General features: G+C 62.2%; 17 protein-coding genes and 1 tRNA gene. 12 read left to right on the top strand and 6 right to left on the bottom strand.

The features are described from left to right. Positions 1-183 precede the first annotated feature (183 nt). The 9 genes from thrS (at position 184) to CUJ91_RS12260 (ending at position 8,351) form a co-directional block, all read left to right on the top strand. On the top strand, positions 184-2,091 hold the full coding sequence (thrS, locus tag CUJ91_RS12300; RefSeq protein WP_029967636.1) for a threonine--tRNA ligase: 1,908 nt from the start codon (positions 184-186) through the stop codon (positions 2,089-2,091). A 49-nt stretch (positions 2,092-2,140) separates the two neighbouring features. Further along, positions 2,141-2,665 (top strand): translation initiation factor IF-3, encoded by a 525-nt coding sequence (gene infC, locus CUJ91_RS12295; RefSeq protein WP_081435533.1) that lies wholly within the window; start codon positions 2,141-2,143, stop codon positions 2,663-2,665. Between the two features lie 243 nt (positions 2,666-2,908). Then, positions 2,909-3,106 (top strand): 50S ribosomal protein L35, encoded by a 198-nt coding sequence (gene rpmI / locus CUJ91_RS12290; RefSeq protein ID WP_006052501.1) that lies wholly within the window; start codon positions 2,909-2,911, stop codon positions 3,104-3,106. Positions 3,107-3,135: 29 nt separating this feature from the next. Continuing rightward, positions 3,136-3,495, top strand: coding sequence for a 50S ribosomal protein L20 (gene rplT / locus CUJ91_RS12285; RefSeq protein WP_006052502.1), 360 nt, complete (start codon positions 3,136-3,138; stop codon positions 3,493-3,495). Positions 3,496-3,653: 158 nt separating this feature from the next. Then, a complete protein-coding gene (pheS, locus tag CUJ91_RS12280) occupies positions 3,654-4,667 on the top strand; it encodes a phenylalanine--tRNA ligase subunit alpha (RefSeq protein WP_006052503.1) in 1,014 nt (337 codons plus the stop codon). A 176-nt stretch (positions 4,668-4,843) separates the two neighbouring features. After that, complete coding sequence (gene pheT, locus CUJ91_RS12275; protein WP_114156288.1) at positions 4,844-7,279, top strand: phenylalanine--tRNA ligase subunit beta; 2,436 nt, start codon at positions 4,844-4,846, stop codon at positions 7,277-7,279. 69 nt (positions 7,280-7,348) lie between these two features. Further along, a complete protein-coding gene (locus CUJ91_RS12270) occupies positions 7,349-7,759 on the top strand; it encodes an integration host factor subunit alpha (protein ID WP_006052505.1) in 411 nt (136 codons plus the stop codon). Positions 7,760-7,805: 46 nt separating this feature from the next. After that, a complete protein-coding gene (locus tag CUJ91_RS12265) occupies positions 7,806-8,213 on the top strand; it encodes a MerR family transcriptional regulator (RefSeq protein ID WP_029967632.1) in 408 nt (135 codons plus the stop codon). 61 nt (positions 8,214-8,274) lie between these two features. Next, a tRNA-Pro gene (locus tag CUJ91_RS12260) sits at positions 8,275-8,351 on the top strand. A 91-nt stretch (positions 8,352-8,442) separates the two neighbouring features. Here the strand turns inward: CUJ91_RS12260 and CUJ91_RS12255 are convergent. The 6 genes from CUJ91_RS12255 to CUJ91_RS12230 all read right to left on the bottom strand — a co-directional run bounded on the left by CUJ91_RS12255 (position 8,443) and on the right by CUJ91_RS12230 (position 17,598). After that, on the bottom strand, positions 8,443-9,885 hold the full coding sequence (locus CUJ91_RS12255) for an MFS transporter (protein ID WP_114156287.1): 1,443 nt from the start codon (positions 9,883-9,885) through the stop codon (positions 8,443-8,445). 57 nt (positions 9,886-9,942) lie between these two features. After that, positions 9,943-11,925 carry an aconitase family protein gene (locus CUJ91_RS12250; protein ID WP_114156286.1) on the bottom strand — a complete coding sequence of 661 codons (1,983 nt, stop codon included), beginning with the start codon at positions 11,923-11,925 and terminating at the stop codon, positions 9,943-9,945. A gap of 135 nt (positions 11,926-12,060) precedes the next feature. Then, positions 12,061-12,954: a LysR family transcriptional regulator gene (locus CUJ91_RS12245; protein ID WP_114156285.1), complete on the bottom strand. Its 894-nt coding sequence runs from the start codon at positions 12,952-12,954 to the stop codon at positions 12,061-12,063. Between the two features lie 86 nt (positions 12,955-13,040). Further along, positions 13,041-14,183 carry an acyl-CoA dehydrogenase family protein gene (locus tag CUJ91_RS12240; protein WP_114156284.1) on the bottom strand — a complete coding sequence of 381 codons (1,143 nt, stop codon included), beginning with the start codon at positions 14,181-14,183 and terminating at the stop codon, positions 13,041-13,043. A gap of 15 nt (positions 14,184-14,198) precedes the next feature. Further along, positions 14,199-15,407, bottom strand: coding sequence for an acyl-CoA dehydrogenase family protein (locus tag CUJ91_RS12235; protein WP_114156283.1), 1,209 nt, complete (start codon positions 15,405-15,407; stop codon positions 14,199-14,201). Between the two features lie 58 nt (positions 15,408-15,465). Continuing rightward, the gene (locus CUJ91_RS12230; protein WP_114156723.1) at positions 15,466-17,598 is read right to left on the bottom strand and encodes a 3-hydroxyacyl-CoA dehydrogenase NAD-binding domain-containing protein; all 2,133 of its coding nucleotides are present in this window, start codon (positions 17,596-17,598) and stop codon (positions 15,466-15,468) included. A gap of 154 nt (positions 17,599-17,752) precedes the next feature. Between CUJ91_RS12230 and CUJ91_RS12225 the strand changes: the two genes are divergently transcribed. The 3 genes from CUJ91_RS12225 (at position 17,753) to CUJ91_RS12215 (ending at position 19,465) form a co-directional block, all read left to right on the top strand. Next, positions 17,753-18,661 (top strand): LysR family transcriptional regulator, encoded by a 909-nt coding sequence (locus CUJ91_RS12225; protein WP_006052513.1) that lies wholly within the window; start codon positions 17,753-17,755, stop codon positions 18,659-18,661. Between the two features lie 116 nt (positions 18,662-18,777). Continuing rightward, entirely contained in the window at positions 18,778-18,975 is a 198-nt protein-coding gene (locus CUJ91_RS12220; RefSeq protein WP_114156282.1) for a hypothetical protein, read from the top strand. Between the two features lie 109 nt (positions 18,976-19,084). Then, positions 19,085-19,465 carry a DUF5594 family protein gene (locus CUJ91_RS12215; RefSeq protein WP_029967613.1) on the top strand — a complete coding sequence of 127 codons (381 nt, stop codon included), beginning with the start codon at positions 19,085-19,087 and terminating at the stop codon, positions 19,463-19,465. Positions 19,466-19,567: the final 102 nt, after the last annotated feature.

Below are 19,567 nucleotides of genomic sequence, written 5' to 3'. Positions count from 1 at the left end.
AATACGGTTATGACACCGCGAACGTTGACCGAAACCACTTCGGAGCGACGCTAGTCGAGGACCACTTTCGCCAGTGCAGTTTGCAGGAAATGTGAATGCGGCCCCTCGAAAGCGGGGCCGCATTTTTTTTGGCTTGTTTGATGGTTGTATCTGCCGCCGCCGGTCGGCATCACGGAGAACGCAATGGTTTCGATACGTCTGCCTGACGGTTCTGTTCGACAGTACGAGCATCCGGTGACCGTCGCCGAAGTGGCCGCGTCCATCGGCCCCGGCCTCGCGAAGGCCGCGCTCGGCGGCAAGATCGACGGTGAGCTCGTCGATACGTCCACGTTGATCGACCGCGACGTGTCACTGGCCATCATCACCGAAAAAGACGCAGACGGTCTCGACATTATTCGGCACTCCACGGCGCATTTGCTCGCGTACGCGGTGAAAGACCTGTATCCCGAAGCGCAGGTCACCATCGGTCCGGTGATCGACAACGGCTTTTACTACGACTTCGCCTACAGCCGTCCCTTCACGCCCGAAGATCTCGAAAAGATCGAAAAGCGCATGCAGGAACTCGCGAAGAAAGACGAGCCGGTTTCGCGCCGCGTCGTGTCGCGCGGCGAAGCGGTCGACTACTTCAAGAGCATCGGCGAGAAGTACAAGGCGGAGATCATCGAGTCGATTCCCGCTACCGACGAAATCAAGCTGTACTCGCACGGCGGCTTTACCGATCTGTGCCGCGGTCCGCACGTGCCGTCCACCGGCAAGCTCAAGGTCTTCAAGCTGATGAAGGTCGCGGGCGCTTACTGGCGCGGCGATTCGAAGAACGAGCAGTTGCAGCGCATTTACGGTACGGCCTGGACGAAGAAAGAAGACCAGGAAGCGTATCTGCACATGCTCGAGGAAGCGGAAAAGCGCGACCACCGCAAACTCGGCAAGCAGCTTGACCTGTTTCACATGCAGGACGAGTCACCGGGCATGGTGTTCTGGCATCCGCGCGGCTGGACGTTGTGGCAGCAGGTCGAGCAGTACATGCGCCGCCGCGTGAACGACGCCGGCTATCTGGAGATCAAGACGCCCATGATCATGGACCGGTCGCTGTGGGAGGCGTCGGGCCACTGGCAGAACTATCGTGAAAATATGTTCACGACGGAATCGGAAAAGCGCGACTACGCGATCAAGCCGATGAACTGCCCCGGTCACGTGCAGGTGTTCAACCACGGCTTGCGCTCATATCGGGATCTGCCGCTGCGTTACGCGGAGTTCGGCTCGTGCCACCGCAACGAATCGTCGGGCGCGCTGCATGGCTTGATGCGCGTGCGCGGGTTCGTGCAGGACGACGCGCACATTTTCTGTACAGAAGACCAGTTCATCAGCGAGTCGATCGCTTTCAATACGCTCGCCATGAGCGTGTACAGCGACTTCGGCTTCGATCATGTCGAGATCAAGCTGTCGCTGCGCCCTGATGCGCGCGCCGGCACGGACGAAACGTGGGATCGCGCGGAGCAGGGCCTGCGCGAAGCGCTGACCGCGTGCGGCGTGACGTGGGAAGAACTGCCGGGCGAAGGCGCGTTCTATGGTCCGAAGGTGGAATATCACATCAAGGACGCGCTCGGCCGCTCGTGGCAATGTGGCACGCTGCAGCTCGACATGGTGCTGCCGGAGCGTCTCGGCGCGGAGTACGTCGCGGAAGACAACAGCCGTCGCCGGCCGATCATGCTGCACCGGGCAATCGTCGGATCAATGGAGCGTTTTCTCGGCATCCTGATCGAGCACCATGCCGGTGCAATGCCCGCTTGGCTTGCGCCGATGCAGGTGGTGGTGATGAATATCGCCGAAAGTCAGGCCGAATACGCCCAGTCTCTAGCCCAATCGTTGCAAAAACAAGGGGTTAGAGTAGAGGCCGATTTGCGCAACGAGAAGATTAGCTATAAAATACGTGAGCACACGCTTGAGAAGGTGCCGTACCTGCTTGTGGTCGGCGACAAGGAGCGTGAAGCCCAAACGGTAGCCGTGCGTGCCCGTGGTGGTGTCGACCTTGGCGTGATGCCTGCCGATACCTTCATTGAGCGTCTGCGCCTGGACGTGCAGTCGTTCAACTGAGCCACTTGGCAGCCCGGCTCGTTTTTTTAATTTTTAGAGGAAACGTAACATCGCTACTGATAAGTCTGCGCACCGCATCAACGGTGAAATTACGGCACCCGAGGTGCGTCTGGTCGGAGTCGAGAACGAACCGCTCGGCATCGTGAAACTCGCTGATGCGTTCCGCATGTCGGAACAGCAAGACGTGGATCTGGTGGAAATCGCGCCGCAAGCGGTTCCGCCGGTTTGCCGCTTGATGGACTACGGCAAGTTCAAGTACTCGGAAGCGAAGAAGCAGCACGAGGCCAAGCTCAAGCAGAAGATCGTTCAGGTCAAGGAAGTCAAATTCCGCCCGGGCACTGACGACGGTGACTACAACGTCAAACTGCGCAACCTCATTCGCTTTCTCGAAGACGGCGACAAGACGAAAATCACGTTGCGTTTCCGTGGCCGCGAAATGGCTCACCAGGAAATCGGTATGCGCATGCTGGAACGCCTGCGCACCGACCTCGACGAAGTAGGTCAGGTCGAGCAAATGCCGAAAATGGAAGGGCGCCAGATGATCATGGTGCTCGCTCCGAAGAAAAAGAAGTAAGCGGTCAGAGCGGCGGCGCGCCATGTGGCGCGCGTTCTGGTTGTCAAGTTCGAGTGGCGTCACGCCGGGTGTCCGGCGCGACGTCAGCAGGTTTCGGAGCGGCGCTCGTGCAAACGTGCCGTTTCCTGAAAGCGGCCGCCGGCGGTATCGGCGGTCTGCATACCAAGTGGAGTGGGTTTCGAAGGGCGGGTAATGGCCAACTGGCCGACCGCACACCCATATCCATCTAATAATGGAGTTGTCATGCCGAAGATGAAGACCAAGAAGAGTGCTGCAAAGCGCTTCGTGGTGCGTCCGGGCGGTACCGTCAAGCGCGGTCAAGCCTTCAAGCGCCACATTCTTACCAAGAAGACCACCAAGAACAAACGCCATCTGCGCGGTTCGACGGCAGTTCATGATTCCGATCTGAACTCCGTGCGCGCAATGCTGCCGTTCGCTTAACCCTTAACCGAAACTCATAGGAGCAAGACATGCCTCGAGTAAAACGTGGGGTTACCGCACGGGCCCGTCACAAGAAGATCATCAAGCTGGCCAAGGGTTACCGCGGCCGTCGCAATAACGTCTATCGCATCGCCAAGCAGGCGGTCATGCGCGCAGGCCAGTACGCCTACCGCGATCGCCGCAACAAGAAGCGCGTGTTCCGTGCATTGTGGATCACGCGTATCAACGCGGCGGTGCGTCAGCACGACATGACGTACAGCGTGTTCATCAACGGCCTGAAGAAGGCTTCGATCGAACTGGACCGCAAGGTGCTGGCCGACATGGCTGTGTTCGACAAGGCTGCTTTTGCTGCGATCGTTCAGCAGGTGAAAGCCGCCGTTGCAGCCTGATTGCGCTTCTGGCAATTAACACTGCGTGGTTCGTTGCAGCGAACATCCGGTAGTCTCGGTGACGCTGCAACAAAAACGGGGCTCCTCACCGAGCCCCGTTTTTGTTGGTAGAACCAGTTTTGTTTCGATAGAACACTGACGTTGAAATGATGGGATCAATGGATCTGGACCAGATTGTCGCCGACGCGCAAAAAGCCTTCGCAGAAGCCTCCGACGTCACCACGCTCGAGAACGAGAAAGCGCGCTTTCTCGGTAAATCGGGCGCGCTGACAGAACTGTTGAAGGGCCTTGGCAAACTCGATCCCGAAACGCGCAAGACCGAAGGCGCACGGATCAACCTCGTCAAGCAACAGGTCGAAGCCGCATTGACGGCGCGCCGCCAGGCGCTGGCCGACGCGTTGCTGAACCAGCGCCTCGCCGCCGAAGCGATCGACGTCACCTTGCCGGGACGCGGCGCCCATGCCGGCAGCCTGCATCCGGTGATGCGCACGTGGGAGCGCGTCGAACAGATTTTCGGCAGCATCGGTTTCGACGTGGCCGACGGCCCCGAGATCGAAACCGACTGGTACAACTTCACCTCGCTGAACAGCCCGGAAAACCATCCGGCGCGTTCGATGCAGGACACGTTCTACGTCGACGGCAAAGATGCCGACGGCCGTCAACTGCTGCTGCGCACGCATACGAGCCCGATGCAGGTCCGCTACGCGCGCACCAACACGCCGCCTATCAAGGTGATCGTGCCGGGCCGCACGTATCGCGTGGACAGCGACGCGACTCACTCGCCCATGTTCAACCAGGTCGAAGGCCTGTGGATCGAAGAGAACATCAGCTTCGCGGATCTGAAGGGCGTCTATACCGACTTTCTCAAGAAGTTCTTCGAGCGCGACGATATTCAGGTGCGTTTCCGCCCGTCTTATTTCCCGTTCACCGAACCGTCGGCTGAGATCGACATGTTGTTCGAAACGGGCAAGAACGCGGGCAAATGGCTCGAGATTTCGGGTTCCGGCCAGGTTCATCCCACGGTGATCCGCAACATGGGCCTCGACCCGGAGCGCTACATCGGCTTTGCATTCGGCAGCGGCCTCGAGCGGCTCACCATGTTGCGCTACGGCGTGCAGGACCTGCGTCTGTTCTTCGAAAACGACCTGCGTTTCCTGCGTCAATTTGCCTGAGCGCGCCTATAAGCGCGCCTACTGAGCGCGCCCGAGCGAACGCGCACGGCGCGACGACGAGCATAGAGCGCGGCAACGAACGCAGTGCCTGCCGCCAAAGCGTCCCGCAGTGACAAGCAGTGACAGTTGGCCTCTGCGTCACGTGGACCTAAACCGATCAGAACGTACACAGAACCATGCAATTCCCGGAATCCTGGCTGAGAACCTTTGTCGATCCGCAACTGACCACGGACGAGTTGTCGCACGCATTGACGATGGCGGGTCTCGAAGTGGAAGACCTGCGGCCGGCCGCGCCGCCGACCTCGAAGATCGTGGTCGGTCAGGTGCTGGAAGTCGTCAAGCATCCGGACGCGGACAAGCTCAACGTCTGCCAGGTGAACGCCGGCACGGGCGCGACGCTGAACATCGTATGCGGTGCGCCGAACGTGGCACCCGGCATCAAGGTGCCGGTCGCGCTGGTCGGCGCGCAACTGCCGCCGGCCGAAGAGGGCGGTGCGCCGTTCGCGATCAAGCTCTCGAAGCTGCGCGGCGTGGAAAGCCAGGGCATGCTGTGCTCCGCGCGCGAGCTGAAGCTGTCCGAAGATCATAGCGGCCTGATGATCCTGCCGGAAGATACGCCGATCGGCCAGGACATCCGCGAAACGCTCAATCTCGACGACACCATTTTCGAAATCAAGTTGACGCCGAACAAGGCGGACTGCCTGTCGGTGTTCGGCGTGGCGCGCGAAACGTCCGCGATCACCGGCGCACCGTTGCGTTCGCTCGAGATCAAGCCAGTCGAGGTCAAGCTCAACGAGACGCTGCCTGTCAGAATTTCGGCGCCCGATCTGTGCGGACGTTTCTCGGGCCGCGTCATCCGCGGCGTGAATGCGCGTGCGAAGTCGCCGCAATGGATGATCGAACGTTTGGAGCGTTCGGGTCAGCGCAGCATCTCGGCGCTCGTCGATATTTCGAATTACGTGATGCTCGAGTTGGGCCGTCCGTCGCACGTGTTCGATCTGGACAAGATCCACGGCGGCATGGACGTGCGTTGGGGCCGCAAGGGCGAAACGCTCAAGCTGCTGAACGGCAACACCGTCGAAGTCGACGAAACCGTGGGCGTGATCGCCGACGAGCGGCATATCGAAAGTCTCGCGGGCATCATGGGCGGCGACAGCACGGCCGTCACGCTCGACACCACCAACATCTACCTCGAAGCCGCGTTCTGGTGGCCCGACAGCATTCGCGGCCGCTCGCGCAAGTACAACTTTTCGACGGACGCCGGCCATCGCTTCGAGCGCGGCGTCGATTACGCGAGCACCGTCGAACATATCGAGCGCATCACGCAACTCATCCTCGACATTTGCGGTGGCGAGGCGGGTCCGGTGGACGACCAGATCGTCAACGTGCCGCAGCGCGAGCCGGTGAAGATGCGCGTGTCGCGCGCGAACCGCATCATTGGCGTTGCGATCGGCGCTGACGAAATCGCGCAGATCTTCACGCGCCTCGGCCTCACATTCGAACGTGACGGCGACACCTTCTCGGTGATGCCGCCGTCGTACCGTTTCGACATTGAAATCGAAGAGGACCTGATCGAGGAAGTCGCGCGCATCTACGGTTTCGAAAAGATTCCGGCGCGCCCGCCCGTCGCGAAGAGCGAGATGCGCGCGACCCACGAAACGCGCCGCTCGATCCACACTATCCGCCACGCGCTTGCCGCGCGCGATTACGCGGAAACGGTGAACTTCAGTTTCGTCGACGCCGAGTGGGAACAGGACTTCGCCGGCAACGACAAGCCGGTGCGCCTGCTGAACCCGATCGCGAGCCAGTTGTCGGTCATGCGCACGACGCTGTTCGGCAGCCTCATCCACGTGCTGCGCACGAACCTGAACCGGCGCGCCGCCGACCGCGTGCGCGTGTTCGAAGCGGGCCGCGTGTTCCTGCACGATCCGTCGATCAAGGCGGGCGAGCTGACGGTCGAAGGCTTCGCGCAGCCGAAGATGATCGGAGGCCTCGCGTACGGTCCGGCGCTCGACGAACAGTGGGGCGCATCCGCGCGCACGGTCGACTACTTCGACGTGAAGGCCGACGTCGAGACGTTGCTCGCGCCGGCGGCGGCGCGCTTCGTGAAAGCGGAGCATCCGGCGCTGCATCCGGGGCGCAGCGCACGCATCCAACTCGATGGCCGCGCGATCGGCTGGATTGGCGAATTGCATCCGCGCTGGATGCAAAAATATGATTTACCGCATGCGCCGATTCTGTTTGAACTTGAAGCGGACGCATTAATGCAACGCGTATTGCCCACGCCGTCGGAAGTGTCTAAATTCCCGCCGGTGCGACGCGATATCGCAGTGGTTGTCGATCAGAAAATCGAGGTGCAAGCGCTTCTCGACGAGCTCCAGAAGGCCCAGTCCGAGCCCGCCTGCAAGACCGTTCAGAAGGTTGCGCTTTTCGACGAATTCCGTCCAAAATCAAACACTTCCGGTGGTCTGGCGGCTCACGAGAAAAGCCTTGCGTTCCGAGTTACCTTGCAAGATACTGGCGGGACCCTTCAAGACGAAACGGTCGATCTGGCCATTCAGACTCTGGTGGAACGTCTGGCTCGAGTATATGGCGCACGGTTGCGCGGATAACCCGCATTTAACAATTGCACGGCTGTTTCCGCATCCTTTGTTTTCTGTCTGGCGCGCCATTTGATAGATATGAATGAAATGAACTCGAGTGATTTCGAAGCCCTTCTTACGGCGCAACGCAGCGCCATGATTCGAGAAATTCCGACATCACCCGCCGCCGTTTCAACTGAAACGCCGACGCTCACCAAAGCGGAACTTGCCGAGTTGCTGTTCGACAATGTCGGGCTCAACAAGCGGGAAGCGAAAGACATGGTCGAGGCGTTTTTCGAGGTGATCCGCGACGCGCTCGAGAGCGGCGACAGCGTCAAGCTGTCCGGCTTCGGCAACTTCCAGTTGCGCGACAAGCCGCAGCGTCCCGGCAGAAACCCGAAAACCGGCGAGGCGATTCCGATCGCCGCGCGCCGCGTTGTGACGTTTCATGCAAGTCAAAAGCTGAAGGCTCTGGTCGAGAACGGCGCGGAAGCGAGCTTCACGCGCTGATCGACTGGCGCGTTCCTGCGCAACCCACCACGACGGCTAACTGACGATGACAGCGACGATGGAAAAAGTCGTCTTGCCTCCGATTCCAGCGAAACGCTACTTCACGATTGGTGAGGTCAGCGAACTATGCGGTGTGAAGCCGCATGTGCTGCGCTATTGGGAGCAGGAGTTTACGCAGTTGCGGCCGGTGAAGCGGCGCGGTAATCGCCGGTACTATCAGCATCACGAGGTGCTGTTGATCCGGCGGATTCGCGAGCTGTTGTACGAGCAGGGTTTCACGATCAACGGTGCGCGCAACCGGCTCGATTCGCATGGCGGCGGCGCGCACGGTGCGCCGGCCGCAGCGGGCGACCAGGTCGAGGGCGTCGCACCGCCGGCGCCGACCACGGTTGCCGTCGACGTCGAACAGTTGCGCAAAGAGCTGCTTCACGTGATCGACCTGTTGAATCGCTAATGGCTTTGTTGGTGGCGGCGGTTCTCATCGAATGAAGTGTCTGTTATAATTTCTTGCTGTTCGGGGCGTAGCGCAGCCTGGTAGCGTACCTGCATGGGGTGCAGGTGGTCGGAGGTTCAAATCCTCTCGCCCCGACCAAAGAAAACAAGGCCTTACAAGCATCGCTTGTGAGGCCTTTTTCATTTGCGCCACAGCGTGCCCCGCCAATCGCGCATTCAGTGCGACGCATTCAGTGCGAAATACTCTCCAGAGATTCCCCCAACGTCCGCGGCCCCATCAGACCGATCGCGACAATCACAAGCGCCATCGCGCTCGCGATAAACACAAACACACCCGTCACGCCGAACTCCTTCAGCATAAACGCGATCACAAACGAACTGAACACAGCAGACAACCGGCTCCACGAATACACGAAGCCCACCGCCCGCGCGCGGATTGCCGTCGGATAAAGCTCCTGCTGATACGTGTGATAGGTGAACGAGATGATGTTGCCGGCCAGCGTCAGCAGCACGCCAAGCGTCACGATCATCACCGCCGCCGAGGCCTGGCTGAACAGCAATCCGCTCACGATATTGATCGCGGCCATGCACACGATCACATGCTTGCGTTCGAAGCGATCCGCGATCCAGTAGCCAAGCAACGGGCCGAGCGGCGCGGCGAGGCCGATCACCGTCGTATAGAGCAGGCTCGAGGTCACCGTGATGCCTTGCTTGACCAGCAGGGTCGGCACCCAGTTGGCGAAACCGTAGAAGCCGACCGTCTGGAAAATGTGAAAGACGATCAGCATCAGCGTGCGCTTGCGGTAGGGCGGCTGCCACATGTCGGCGAATCGCGCCTTGCGCGGCACCGGCGCCGCGGGCCCAGGCTGAGGCAGCGGCTTGCCGTATTGCTGCGCGACTTTTTCTTCCAGCCGCGCGAGCACTTCGTCCGCTTCGCGAATTCGCCCTTTGCTCGCCAGCCAGCGCGGGCTTTCCGGCAGATTTCGCCGGAAGTACCAGACGAAGAGTGCGCTGATGCCGCCGAGCAGCACGACCCAGCGCCAGCCGTCGAGTCCGAACGGCGTTCTCGGTACGAGCAGATAGGAAAGAAACGCCACGACAGGCACCGCGGAAAAGCCGATCGCCTGACAGACTGCAAAAGCCCTGCCGCGCAAGTGCTTCGGCGCGAGTTCGGACAGGTAGGTGCCGATGGTGATGAGTTCAACACCGATGCCCATGCCTGAAACGAAGCGCCATAAATTGAGGCCGTGTGCGGTGTCCTGGAACGCCATCACCGTGTTCGCCGCCATGTACCACAGCAGCGACCAGGTGAAGATCGCTCGTCGGCCAAAACGGTCGGCGAGAAAGCCGCACGCGATCGTGCCGACGAACAGCCCGGCGAAGAGCGCCGCAACGAAGCTCGCGACGCCGGACGTGCCGAAGAGCCCCGACGTCGTGGGCGTGAGAATGCCGCTTTTAACGAGACCGGGCGCGACGTAGCCCGTGAAGAGAAGATCGTACAGCTCGAAAAAGAATCCGAGACTGAGCAGCAGAATCAGCTTCCAGACCGCGCGCGTCGCGGGAAGTCTGTCGAGGCGGGCGGAAATTGTTCCGATGCCGGCGACCGTGGCCGCTTCGGCTTGTGCTGCGTCATTACCGACGCGTAGCGATGACGCGCCCTCCAGAATGGCCATGCCTGTCTCCTGTATCTGCATCTCTTTTTGAATATGTCACAACTTGCGCCGCGGCCGTTAGCGGTACTGTTCCTGCAATTCCGCAAACGAAGCGATCTTGCCCGCAAGCGCGCTTGCAACGACCGTCGGCGGACTCGCGAGCCACACCTGCCCAGGCCCGGAGCGGCCCGAGAAATTGCGGTTGATCGCGCTGATCGTGATCTGGTCCGCGTCGGTGGACGAGCCCGGTCCGCAATTGGCGCATGCGCCGCACGAGGGTTGAAGCAGAATCGCGCCGGCCTGCTCGAACGCGTCGATATAGCCGCGTTTCACGCAGTAATCGCGAACCTCCGACGTGCCGAACTGAAGAAAGAGCTTCACACCTGACGGCACCCGCAAGCCGCGCGCGAGCGCCCATGCGAGCACCTCGTGATAGTGATCGAAGTCCTCGCGCTTGCCTGCCGTGCACGAGCCGCCATACGCGATGTCCACCTTCGGGCGTTGCGCGAGATCGCGCAGCGCAATGCCGTTGCCCGGATCGCCGGGCGCGGCGAGCATCGGCGAAATGTGCGAGCAGTCTATATCGATGACGTCGGCGTACGTCGCGCCCGCATCGCTTTGCATCCACGGTTCGAGGCTGAAGTCGACGCCGCGGCGCTCCTTCAAAAAGCGCACCGTCTCTTCGTCGGGCGCGACAATGCCGGAGAAGCCGCCGAGTTCGGCCGTCATGTTGGTGAGCGTGGTTCGCTCGTCGGTCGTCAACTGATGGACAGCGCTGCCGGCGAACTCGAACACCTTTCCGACGCCCGCACCCGCACGTATGCGCGGTTCGGCCAGCAAGTGCAGCACGAGGTCTTTCGCGGTGACGCCCGGCGCCACCGCGCCGTTGAAATTAACCCGCAGCGATTCGGGCACGGTCATCCGCACCGCGCCTGTGACAAACGCATTCGCCATGTCGGTCGTGCCGACGCCGAACGCGAGACAGCCCAAGGCGCCGCTATGCGGCGTATGCGAATCGGTGCCGACAATCAGTTGCCCGGGCAGCGCGTAACGCTCGGCCATCATCGCGTGCGAGATGCCTTCTGAACCTTCGGTGAAGCTGCCGTCGACTTCGCTCAGATAGCCGTGATTCGTGATCGCGTAGTCGCGCGCGAACTGACGATGCGCCGCCGACAGTTCGCGCACGTCGGGCAGCAGGCCGTTGCGCACATGAAGCTCGCTCTTGTGCGAATACGACAGGTGATCCTCGAACGCGAGAATCGTGTCGGGATCGCTCAGCGTGAGCGGCTTGCCGAACGTGGCATGCAGCATGTGCGTGGCCATGCCCGTGTAGTACTCGTGGATGAAGCGCCAATCCGCGCGGACGAACGCGCCGCTGCCGGGCGTCGGCGTGTCGCCGGTTGCATCGGTGGAAAGCGCGTGACGGTCGAGGATTTTTTGCGCGAGCGTGCGCGGCTGCGCGTTGTTGGCGTCAGCGGCATCGGCATTGGCCGCGGAAGTTGTCGAGCGGATTTGGCGCATGTTTTGCGCGCCGTAACGCAGCAGGCCGCCGCTTGTCAGAATCGCAGCGGCGAGGCTATCGCGCGAGGCGACGAGCTCTTCGACGTCGATCGGCTCGCCTCGCTGGATGCGTTCGATCAGGCCGAAGTCCGTCGACGTAAAGAGCCCGAGGTTGTCCGCATTCTGACGATAGATGCGCTCGAAGCTCCGCGCGATCACGAGCCGGATGCCGGCGCGATATTCCGCGAGCGGACTATGTTCGCGCGACGAACCTTTGCCGTACCGGTTGCCCGCCACCGTCACGCGAAAGCCGCCGTTGCGAATCGCGTCGATACCGATCGGATTCGTATCGCCTGCACGGAACCCCACATAAGGCACCCGGCCAAGGCGTTCGTCGAAGCGGGTCAGCACGCTCATCGGCGTGATCTCGTCCGTCGACACGTCGTCTCTCAAGCTGCCTGCCGTCGCCGGGTTCAGCTCCGTACCGTCGAGCTGTTGCGCGATTCGTTCGGGGTCCGCGCAAAGAAACAGTACGCGGCCAGTCAAATCCAGTTTTGCCATCCACTTCTCCTTCTACCCGAATCTAGATGGCGGCGAGAGCTGAGCGAAGTGCTGGATCGGCAAACGGGGCATCGCGATTGGCGATGGCCTCACGAAGGGCTTGCAAGGGGCTTGTGATGGTCCGCCGACGTCTCTTTAACTGGCAGGACCTGTCAGCGCTTCAATCAACGCCTGGACCGCCTTCAGACGCGACGATTTGCGCAGCGCATGAACCCGCAGCGTGCGGCTCGTCGCCCAGGTTTCATCGAGCGGCCGGCGCACGAACGCATGCGATCCGGCGAACGCGGACGCGGCGCTCGTCGGCACAATACCGATGCCAAGTCCTGCTTCGACCATCCGGCACTGCGCATCGAAACTGTTGACGGTGACGGACAGTTTGAGCGGCGTCCGCGCTGCGTCGGCGCGCTCCTTGATGAGCAGGTCCAGCGAGCCGCCGGCCTGTAGCGCAACGAGTGGAAAGCGGAGCACGTCGCTGAAGGTCGGCGCCTCGAGCGCGGCGAGTTCGTGATCGAGAGGGAGCACGACCATCAGCGGGTCATCGGCGAAGTGCCATGATTCCAGTCCGCCGGATGCTTTGCCGCTCGCAGAAATGCCGACGTCGGCCCGGTCGTCCATGCAGGCGCGGATGACTTCGTCGCTGATCTGCTCGGTGAGCGCGATTCGCACGAGCGGGTAGTGGGCCTGAAACGCCTTCAGCCGCTCGGGCAAAAAGCCGACAATCGCCGATGCGTTCGCATACAGACGCACGACGCCGGCGACCTCGCCGCTGAGCGACTGCACCTCGCGGGCGAATGACTGCAACTGATCGTGAACCGACACCGCACGAGAAAACGCATGCCGCCCGGCCTCCGTCAACTCGACTCCCGACGGCGAACGAATCAGCAACGCGAGGCCCATTGCCGACTCCAGATCCGCGATACGCCGGCTCAGTGCGGAAGCGGCAATGTGATTGCGGCTGGCGGCGCGAGCAATCGAGCCTTCCTGCACGACGGAGATGAACAGCTCGAGGCTGTACGGATCGATTCGCATACGGCCGGCGTTGCGCCTGCATAGTTTGAACAGCCAATTCTAGCAGCGACAGTCCTAAGCCCCCGGACGACTGCGTTCAACAATCGTCACTCTCGCCCCAACTCCACAAACCGCTCCAAATGATGATCCTCATCCCCAAGCTGATGATCGATCATCACAAGCCGCTTTGCGTAATGAGCGAGCGGCAGTTCCCACGTCATGCCGATCCCGCCATGCAGTTGAATGCACTCCTGCGCGACGAGCGCACCGATCCTGCCGATGCTGTATTTCGCCGCCGACACCGCGCGCTCGCGCACCTTGCGTTCGGCACCTAACGCGGCCGCGGCGTTGATTACCGCTGAGCGTGCCTGCTCGATCTCGAGCAGCATGTCGGCCATTCTGTGCTGCAATGCCTGGAAGCTGCCGATCGCCACGCCGAACTGCTGGCGCGTGCGCAGATAGTCGAGCGTGTAGTCCTTCGCGACGTCCATCGCGCCGACCGCTTCCGAGCAGAGCGCGAGCACGCCGCATGCAATCGCATATTCGAGCGTTGCGAAACCGTTGCCCGCCGCGCCGAGCAAAGCGTCGTCGCCGAGTATGACGTTCTCGAAGCTCACTTCGGCCGCGCGCCCGCCGTCGATCTTCGGATAACCACGCACGCTCACGCCCGGCGCATCGCGAGGCACCAGAAACAGCGTCACGCCGGCTTCGGAATCGTCCGCACCTTCGGTGCGCGCCGACACGAGGAAGAAGGCAGCCTGCTCGCCGTGCTGAACCACCGCCTTGGCGCCATTCAATTGCCACGCGCTGCCATCACCATCGCCATTGCGCTCGGCGCGCGTCGTCACTCGGGCGAGTTCGTAGTGACTATCCGGCTCGCTATGCGCGAGCGCGACAATACGCGACCCGTCGATCAATCCGCCGAGCAACGCCCGCTGCGCGTCATTGCCGCTGCGAGCAATGGCCTGGCCGACGATGAGCGTATCGAGAAACGGCTCGACCACGAGCCCGCGCCCGAGGCTCTCGAACACGACTGCAATATCAAACCCGCCGCCGCCGAAGCCGCCGCTCGCTTCATCGAACAACGCGCCGATAATACCTAGCTCTCCGAAACGATTCCACAACTCACTGTTAAAGCCATGCGACGATCGCGCGATCCGGTCGCGCGTCGCGAAGCCATACTGTTCGCTGATAAAGCGGTTCAGCGTATCGGCGAGCATCCGGCGATCTTCGGTGTGCTGGAAGTTCATGATGTCCGTTTCCTTCTACAGTCCGAGGATCATTTTGGAAATGATGTTCTTCTGAATCTCATTCGATCCGCCGAAGATCGACAGCTTGCGATTGTTGAAGTATTGCGAAGCCGCGCTCGCCGCTTCGTCGGGACCAACGGGCGCGCCTTGATAACCGTCGTGCAACGCTTCTTCGATAAAGGGCTGCGCATACGGTCCCATCGCGCGGCGCGTGAGCGACGAGATCTCCTGGCGAATCTCCGTGCCGCGAATTTTCAGCATCGAACTTTCGGCGCCCGGCACGCCGCCGCCCGCCACCGCGGCGATCACGCGCAGGTTGGTCGTCTTCATGTTCTCGAGATCGATTTCGACGCGCGCCATGCGCGCCCCGAACGACGGGTCGTCCGCGAGAGGCCGCCCATTGCGCCGCTGTTTCGCCGCGATCTTGCGCAGCCGGTTGAATGCCGCCACCGAAAAGCCGACGCCCGCGATATTGGTGCGCTCATACGTCAGCAGATATTTGGCGTAGGTCCATCCCTTGTTTTCTTCGCCGACGAGGTTCGCAGCGGGCACCCGCACGTCCGTGAAAAACACTTCGTTCACTTCGTGCTCGCCGTCGAGCGTGATGATTGGCCTTACTTCGACGCCCGGCGTTGTCATGTCGATCAACAGGAAGCTGATGCCTTCCTGCTTGCGGACGTCGGTCGCGGTGCGCACGAGGCAGAAGATCATGTTCGCGTAGTGGCCGAGCGTGGTCCACGTCTTCTGTCCATTGACGATGTAATGCTCGCCGTTCGCGTCGACGCTGCGCACAGCCGTCGTTTTCACCGACGCGAGATCGGAGCCCGCGCCCGGTTCCGAATAGCCCTGGCACCACCAGTCGGAACCGTCGAGAATGCGCGGCAACCAGTGATGTTTCTGCGCATCGCTGCCGTATTTGATCAGCACAGGTCCGAGCATATTCACGCCGAAGGGCACGACGCGCGGTGCGCCGGCCAGCGCGCATTCGTTCTCGAAGATGAATTTCTGCACCGCGTTCCAGCCGGGCCCGCCGTATTCCTCCGGCCAATGATTCGCGAGCCAGCCGCGCTCGTTGAGGATCGCGTGCCACTCGGCCATGTCCTCGCGCGTGAGCCGCCGGCCGCCGTGCACTTTGTCGGCGAGACGCCGCGGGAGTTTGTCGCGCAGAAACGCGAGCACCTCGGCGCGGAACGCTTCTTCTTCGGGCGTGAAGTTCAGGTTCATCGCAGCTCCTTTGTAGATTGCAACGCTTACGGCGGGATACACCGGCAAGCAAGCGGCGTCAGATTGTCTGATTGAGGCTCGCAAAATCCGCGCCGCGCTCGACGAGTTCAACGAGCAGCGGCGACGCTTGCCAGAACAACGGGTCTTCTTTCGCGAACCCGCGAATGTCCGCGAGAATGCTCGGCAGGCCAACCATGTCCGCATATTTCATCGGACCGCCGCGATAGCGCGGGAAACCGTAGCCATACAGCAGCGTCACGTCGACGTCGAGCGGACGCAGCGCGATCCGTTCATGCACGACGTTCGCGCCTTCGTTGATCATCGCGGCCATGTAGCGGCGAATGATCTCGTCGTCGGTGAAATTGCGCGGCGTGATGCCGGCGCGCTCGCGCTCGGCGTCGATAATCGCCTCGACTTCCGGGTCCGGCTGGCCGCTGCGCGATCCTTCGGGATACAGATAGAATCCACGGCCGGTTTTTTGGCCGAACCAGCCGCGCTCGCACAGGCGGTCGGCGATCTGGACATAACGCGCCGCGGGATCGCGCGTCGCGGCGCGCCGTTTGCGCGCGGCCCAGCCGATGTCGCCGCCCGCGAGATCGACCACCTGAAACGGTCCCATCGGAAAGCCGAATGCGCGCATCGCAGCGTCGATCTGGTAGGGCGACGCGCCGTCTTCCATCATCGCGTCCGCCGCGCTACGATAGACGGCGAGGATGCGGTTGCCGATAAAGCCGTCGCATACGCCCGCACGCACCGGCGTCTTGCGCAGCTTCTTCGCGAGCTCGAACGCGGTCGCGACGACGTCGGCGCTCACGGCTTGCGGCACGACGACTTCGAGCAGCTTCATGATGTTGGCCGGCGAGAAGAAGTGCAGACCGATCACGTCGGCGGGCCGCGAAATGCTGGCGGCTATCGCGTCGATGTCGAGATACGAGGTGTTGGTCGCGAGCACGACGCCCGCTTTGCAGACGCGGTCGAGTTCGGCGAAGACGGCCTGCTTGACGGCCAGATCTTCGAAGACGGCCTCGATCACGAGGTCCGCGTTCGACAGTGCATCGTATGAGGTGCTGCCGGTCCAGCGCGCCATGAACTCATCTTTCTTCGCGGCACTCAGGCGGCCCTTCGCGATGAGGCCGTCGTAGACCTTCTCGATGTGCGCGCGGCCCCGCGCCAACGACGCCTCGTCGCGCTCGATCATCGTCACTGGCAGGCCCGCGTCGAGCACCGCGACCGCGATGCCCGCGCCCATCGTGCCGCCGCCCACCACGCCGACTGCATTCAACGCGCGCGGTTTTGCATCGCGTGTTTCCGGCGCTTTCAACACTTCACGCTCCGCAAAAAATGCGTGAATCAAGCCGGCGCGCTGCGGACTGTCGAGACATTGCAAGAAGAGTTGACGCTCGACACGCAAGCCTTCTTCGAAGCGCTGCGTGATCGCGGCCTCGATTGCATCGACGATCTTCAGCGGCGAGAACAGACCGCGCGATTTCTTTGCCGTTTCGGCGCGCGCCGCGGCGACCGCTGCGAGGCTGGCGGCGCGATCGCTCAACGCGCCGGCGTCACGCGTGCGGCGCACCGCTGCATCGCCGGCAAGCAGTTCATGCACATAGGCGAGGCCTTCGGCGAGCACGTCGCCGCTCGCGCCCAACCGGTCGACGAGTCCGAGCGCGAGCGCTTCCTTCGCGCTCGCATGGCGGCCGCTCAGGATCAGATCGAGCGCGGCCTCTGCGCCGATCAGGCGCGGCGTGCGCTGCGTGCCGCCCGCGCCGGGCAGCAGGCCGAGCTGCACCTCGGGCAAGCCGAGCTTCGCGCCTTCGACGGCAATCCGGTAGTGCGCGGCGAGCGCCACTTCGAGACCGCCGCCGAGCGCCGCGCCGTGAATCGCGGCGACGACCGGCTTCGTGCACGCCTCGATGCGGTTGCACACGTCCGGCAGCGACGGCGGCACCGGCGGCTTGCCGAACTCGCGAATATCCGCACCGGCAATGAAGTTGCGCCCTGTGCCGACGAGCAGCACCGCTTCGACCGAACGGTCGCTGTCGGCGGCTTCGATCGCGGCGAGCAGGCCACGCCGCACGTCGGCGGAAAGCGCGTTGACGGGCGCGTGGTCGATTGTGACGAGCAGCACCTTGCCGCGCAATTCGCGCGTGACGACGTCGGCTGAAATGTCGGAGGAAGAGGTGAGGGTCATGGGCGCGTCTCCTTTGATTGTCTCGGCGCGCAGACGGCGGGCGACCGCATGCCACGTCTCGCGAATGCTCACGATTGTGGAGCGGTCAAGGTTCATTGACAATCACATCAACGATTGACAGACTGTCAAAATAACTTTGACAAAGGCCGGTCTCGTGGACGTCAATTCGCTAACCCTGCTGGTCGAGATACTCGACGCGGGCAACCTGAGCGAGGCCGCGCGGCGCCTGAAGATGAGCCGCGCGAACGTGAGCTATCACCTCAATCAGCTCGAGCGCTCGGTCGGCCTGCAACTCGTGCGGCGCACCACGCGCCGGGTCGAGGCCACGGAGATCGGTCTGCAGTTGTACGAACATGGCCGCGCGATTCAGAACGCGTTGCTGGCCGCGCGCGAATCGGTGACGACGCTCGGGCAAAGCCTGCAAGGGCGAGTGCGCCTCAGCGTGCCGAGCGGTTACGGTCAACTCGTGATGTCCGAGTGGCTGATCGGGTTCAAGCGCCTTTATCCTGGCATCGTGCTCGACGTGCTGTTCGAGAACCGCGTCGAAGACCTGATGCGCGACGAAGTGGACATCGCCGTGCGAGTGATGTCCGAGCCGCCGCAAAATCTCGTCGCGCGCGACATGGGAGCGGTGCGCTACGTTGCGTGCGCGTCGCGCGCCTTCGCCGATACGCATGGCATGCCGACGCAACTCGACGATCTGCGCACCACGCCGTTGATCACCGCCGCAGTGGTCGGCCGGCAATTGCGCGTTGCCGCGTATCTGCGCGACGAGCGCCACGAGGTGCTGCTGGAGCCGACCATCATCTCCGAGAACTTTCTGTTTTTGCGGCAGGCGGTGCTCGCGGGACTGGGCGTGGGCATCGTGCCCGACTATGTGGTGCATGACGATCTGCAACGCGGCGATGTCGTGACGACGCTCGACGAATGGCGCCTGAGCATCTTCGGCACCAACATGTATTTGCTATACATGCCGAACCGCCATCACACGCGCGCGGCGGCAACCTTCATCGAATTCATTCTGGAGCAGGCACGCGCGAGCGGAAGAGGCCGCGTCGCCTGAAGCGCGGTTTGCGGGTTAAAGACCATTGCGCATTCGCGCGCTTGCCGCGAGTATGCTGAGAAAAAGAGCGCGCACGCGCCGGCACGCAGCACGTCAAAACGTCAGGGGACACCAGAATGAAGCGGTCAAATGCATTGCTCGTCGTGCTCGCGGTTCTTGCATGCGCCGTTGCCGCGCTGCTGGTCGCGCGCTTACCGGGCGAGCAAGCCATTCGCCTCGCGGGCTATGCGGCCACGGCCGCGGTCGCGGCGCTGATCGGTTTCGTGATTCGCAGGCGCAATAGCCGCGCGCAGAAAGGCAAGCCCGCGGGATAACGCAGGGATAAGCGTCGCTCGAAGAAGGGTGCGGGAAAAGGCGCTCGCCGGAGGCCGCATTGCGCGTGCTACGATGCTTCGCTCATTGCGCAGCACGCCGGAGAATGAGATGCGCCCAGACACCGCCGACCGTTTCGATAATGAGTTCGCGCCTCGCATTGCCGAGGCCATCGCTGCGTGCTTCGCCACGACCGTGCATACGGAAGTGCTGCCGTATGGCGGTCCCGGTCGTCCGACACGACTTCGTATTCATGCGGCGCCGCTCGAGCACATCGCGCATTACGCGCATCCGTTGAATCTGTATCTGACGTGGGACAGCGACGAAATCGAGCGGCTCATGAAAGACGAAGGGCAGGCGCGTTTTGCGCGCTATCTGGCCGCGCTGCCTCGCAAGCTGCAGGCGTGGCGCCACGCGCGCGAACTCGATTTTTCGTCGCACACGCAGGCGGAGCCTGTGTCATTAATTGGCGGGCTCGACTTCGAGGCTTGAGCCCGCGCAGCTCACTTCCTGTCACTGATCGGCGGGCTCGACTTCGAAGCGTGAGCCCCGCGCAGTTCACTTCCTGAATGCCGCGCGTCTGCTCGTCGGCAG

It is taken from the genome of Paraburkholderia graminis (assembly GCF_003330785.1).
GTDB lineage: Bacteria > Pseudomonadota > Gammaproteobacteria > Burkholderiales > Burkholderiaceae > Paraburkholderia > Paraburkholderia graminis.
This window is presented reverse-complemented; position numbering and strand designations above follow the sequence as displayed.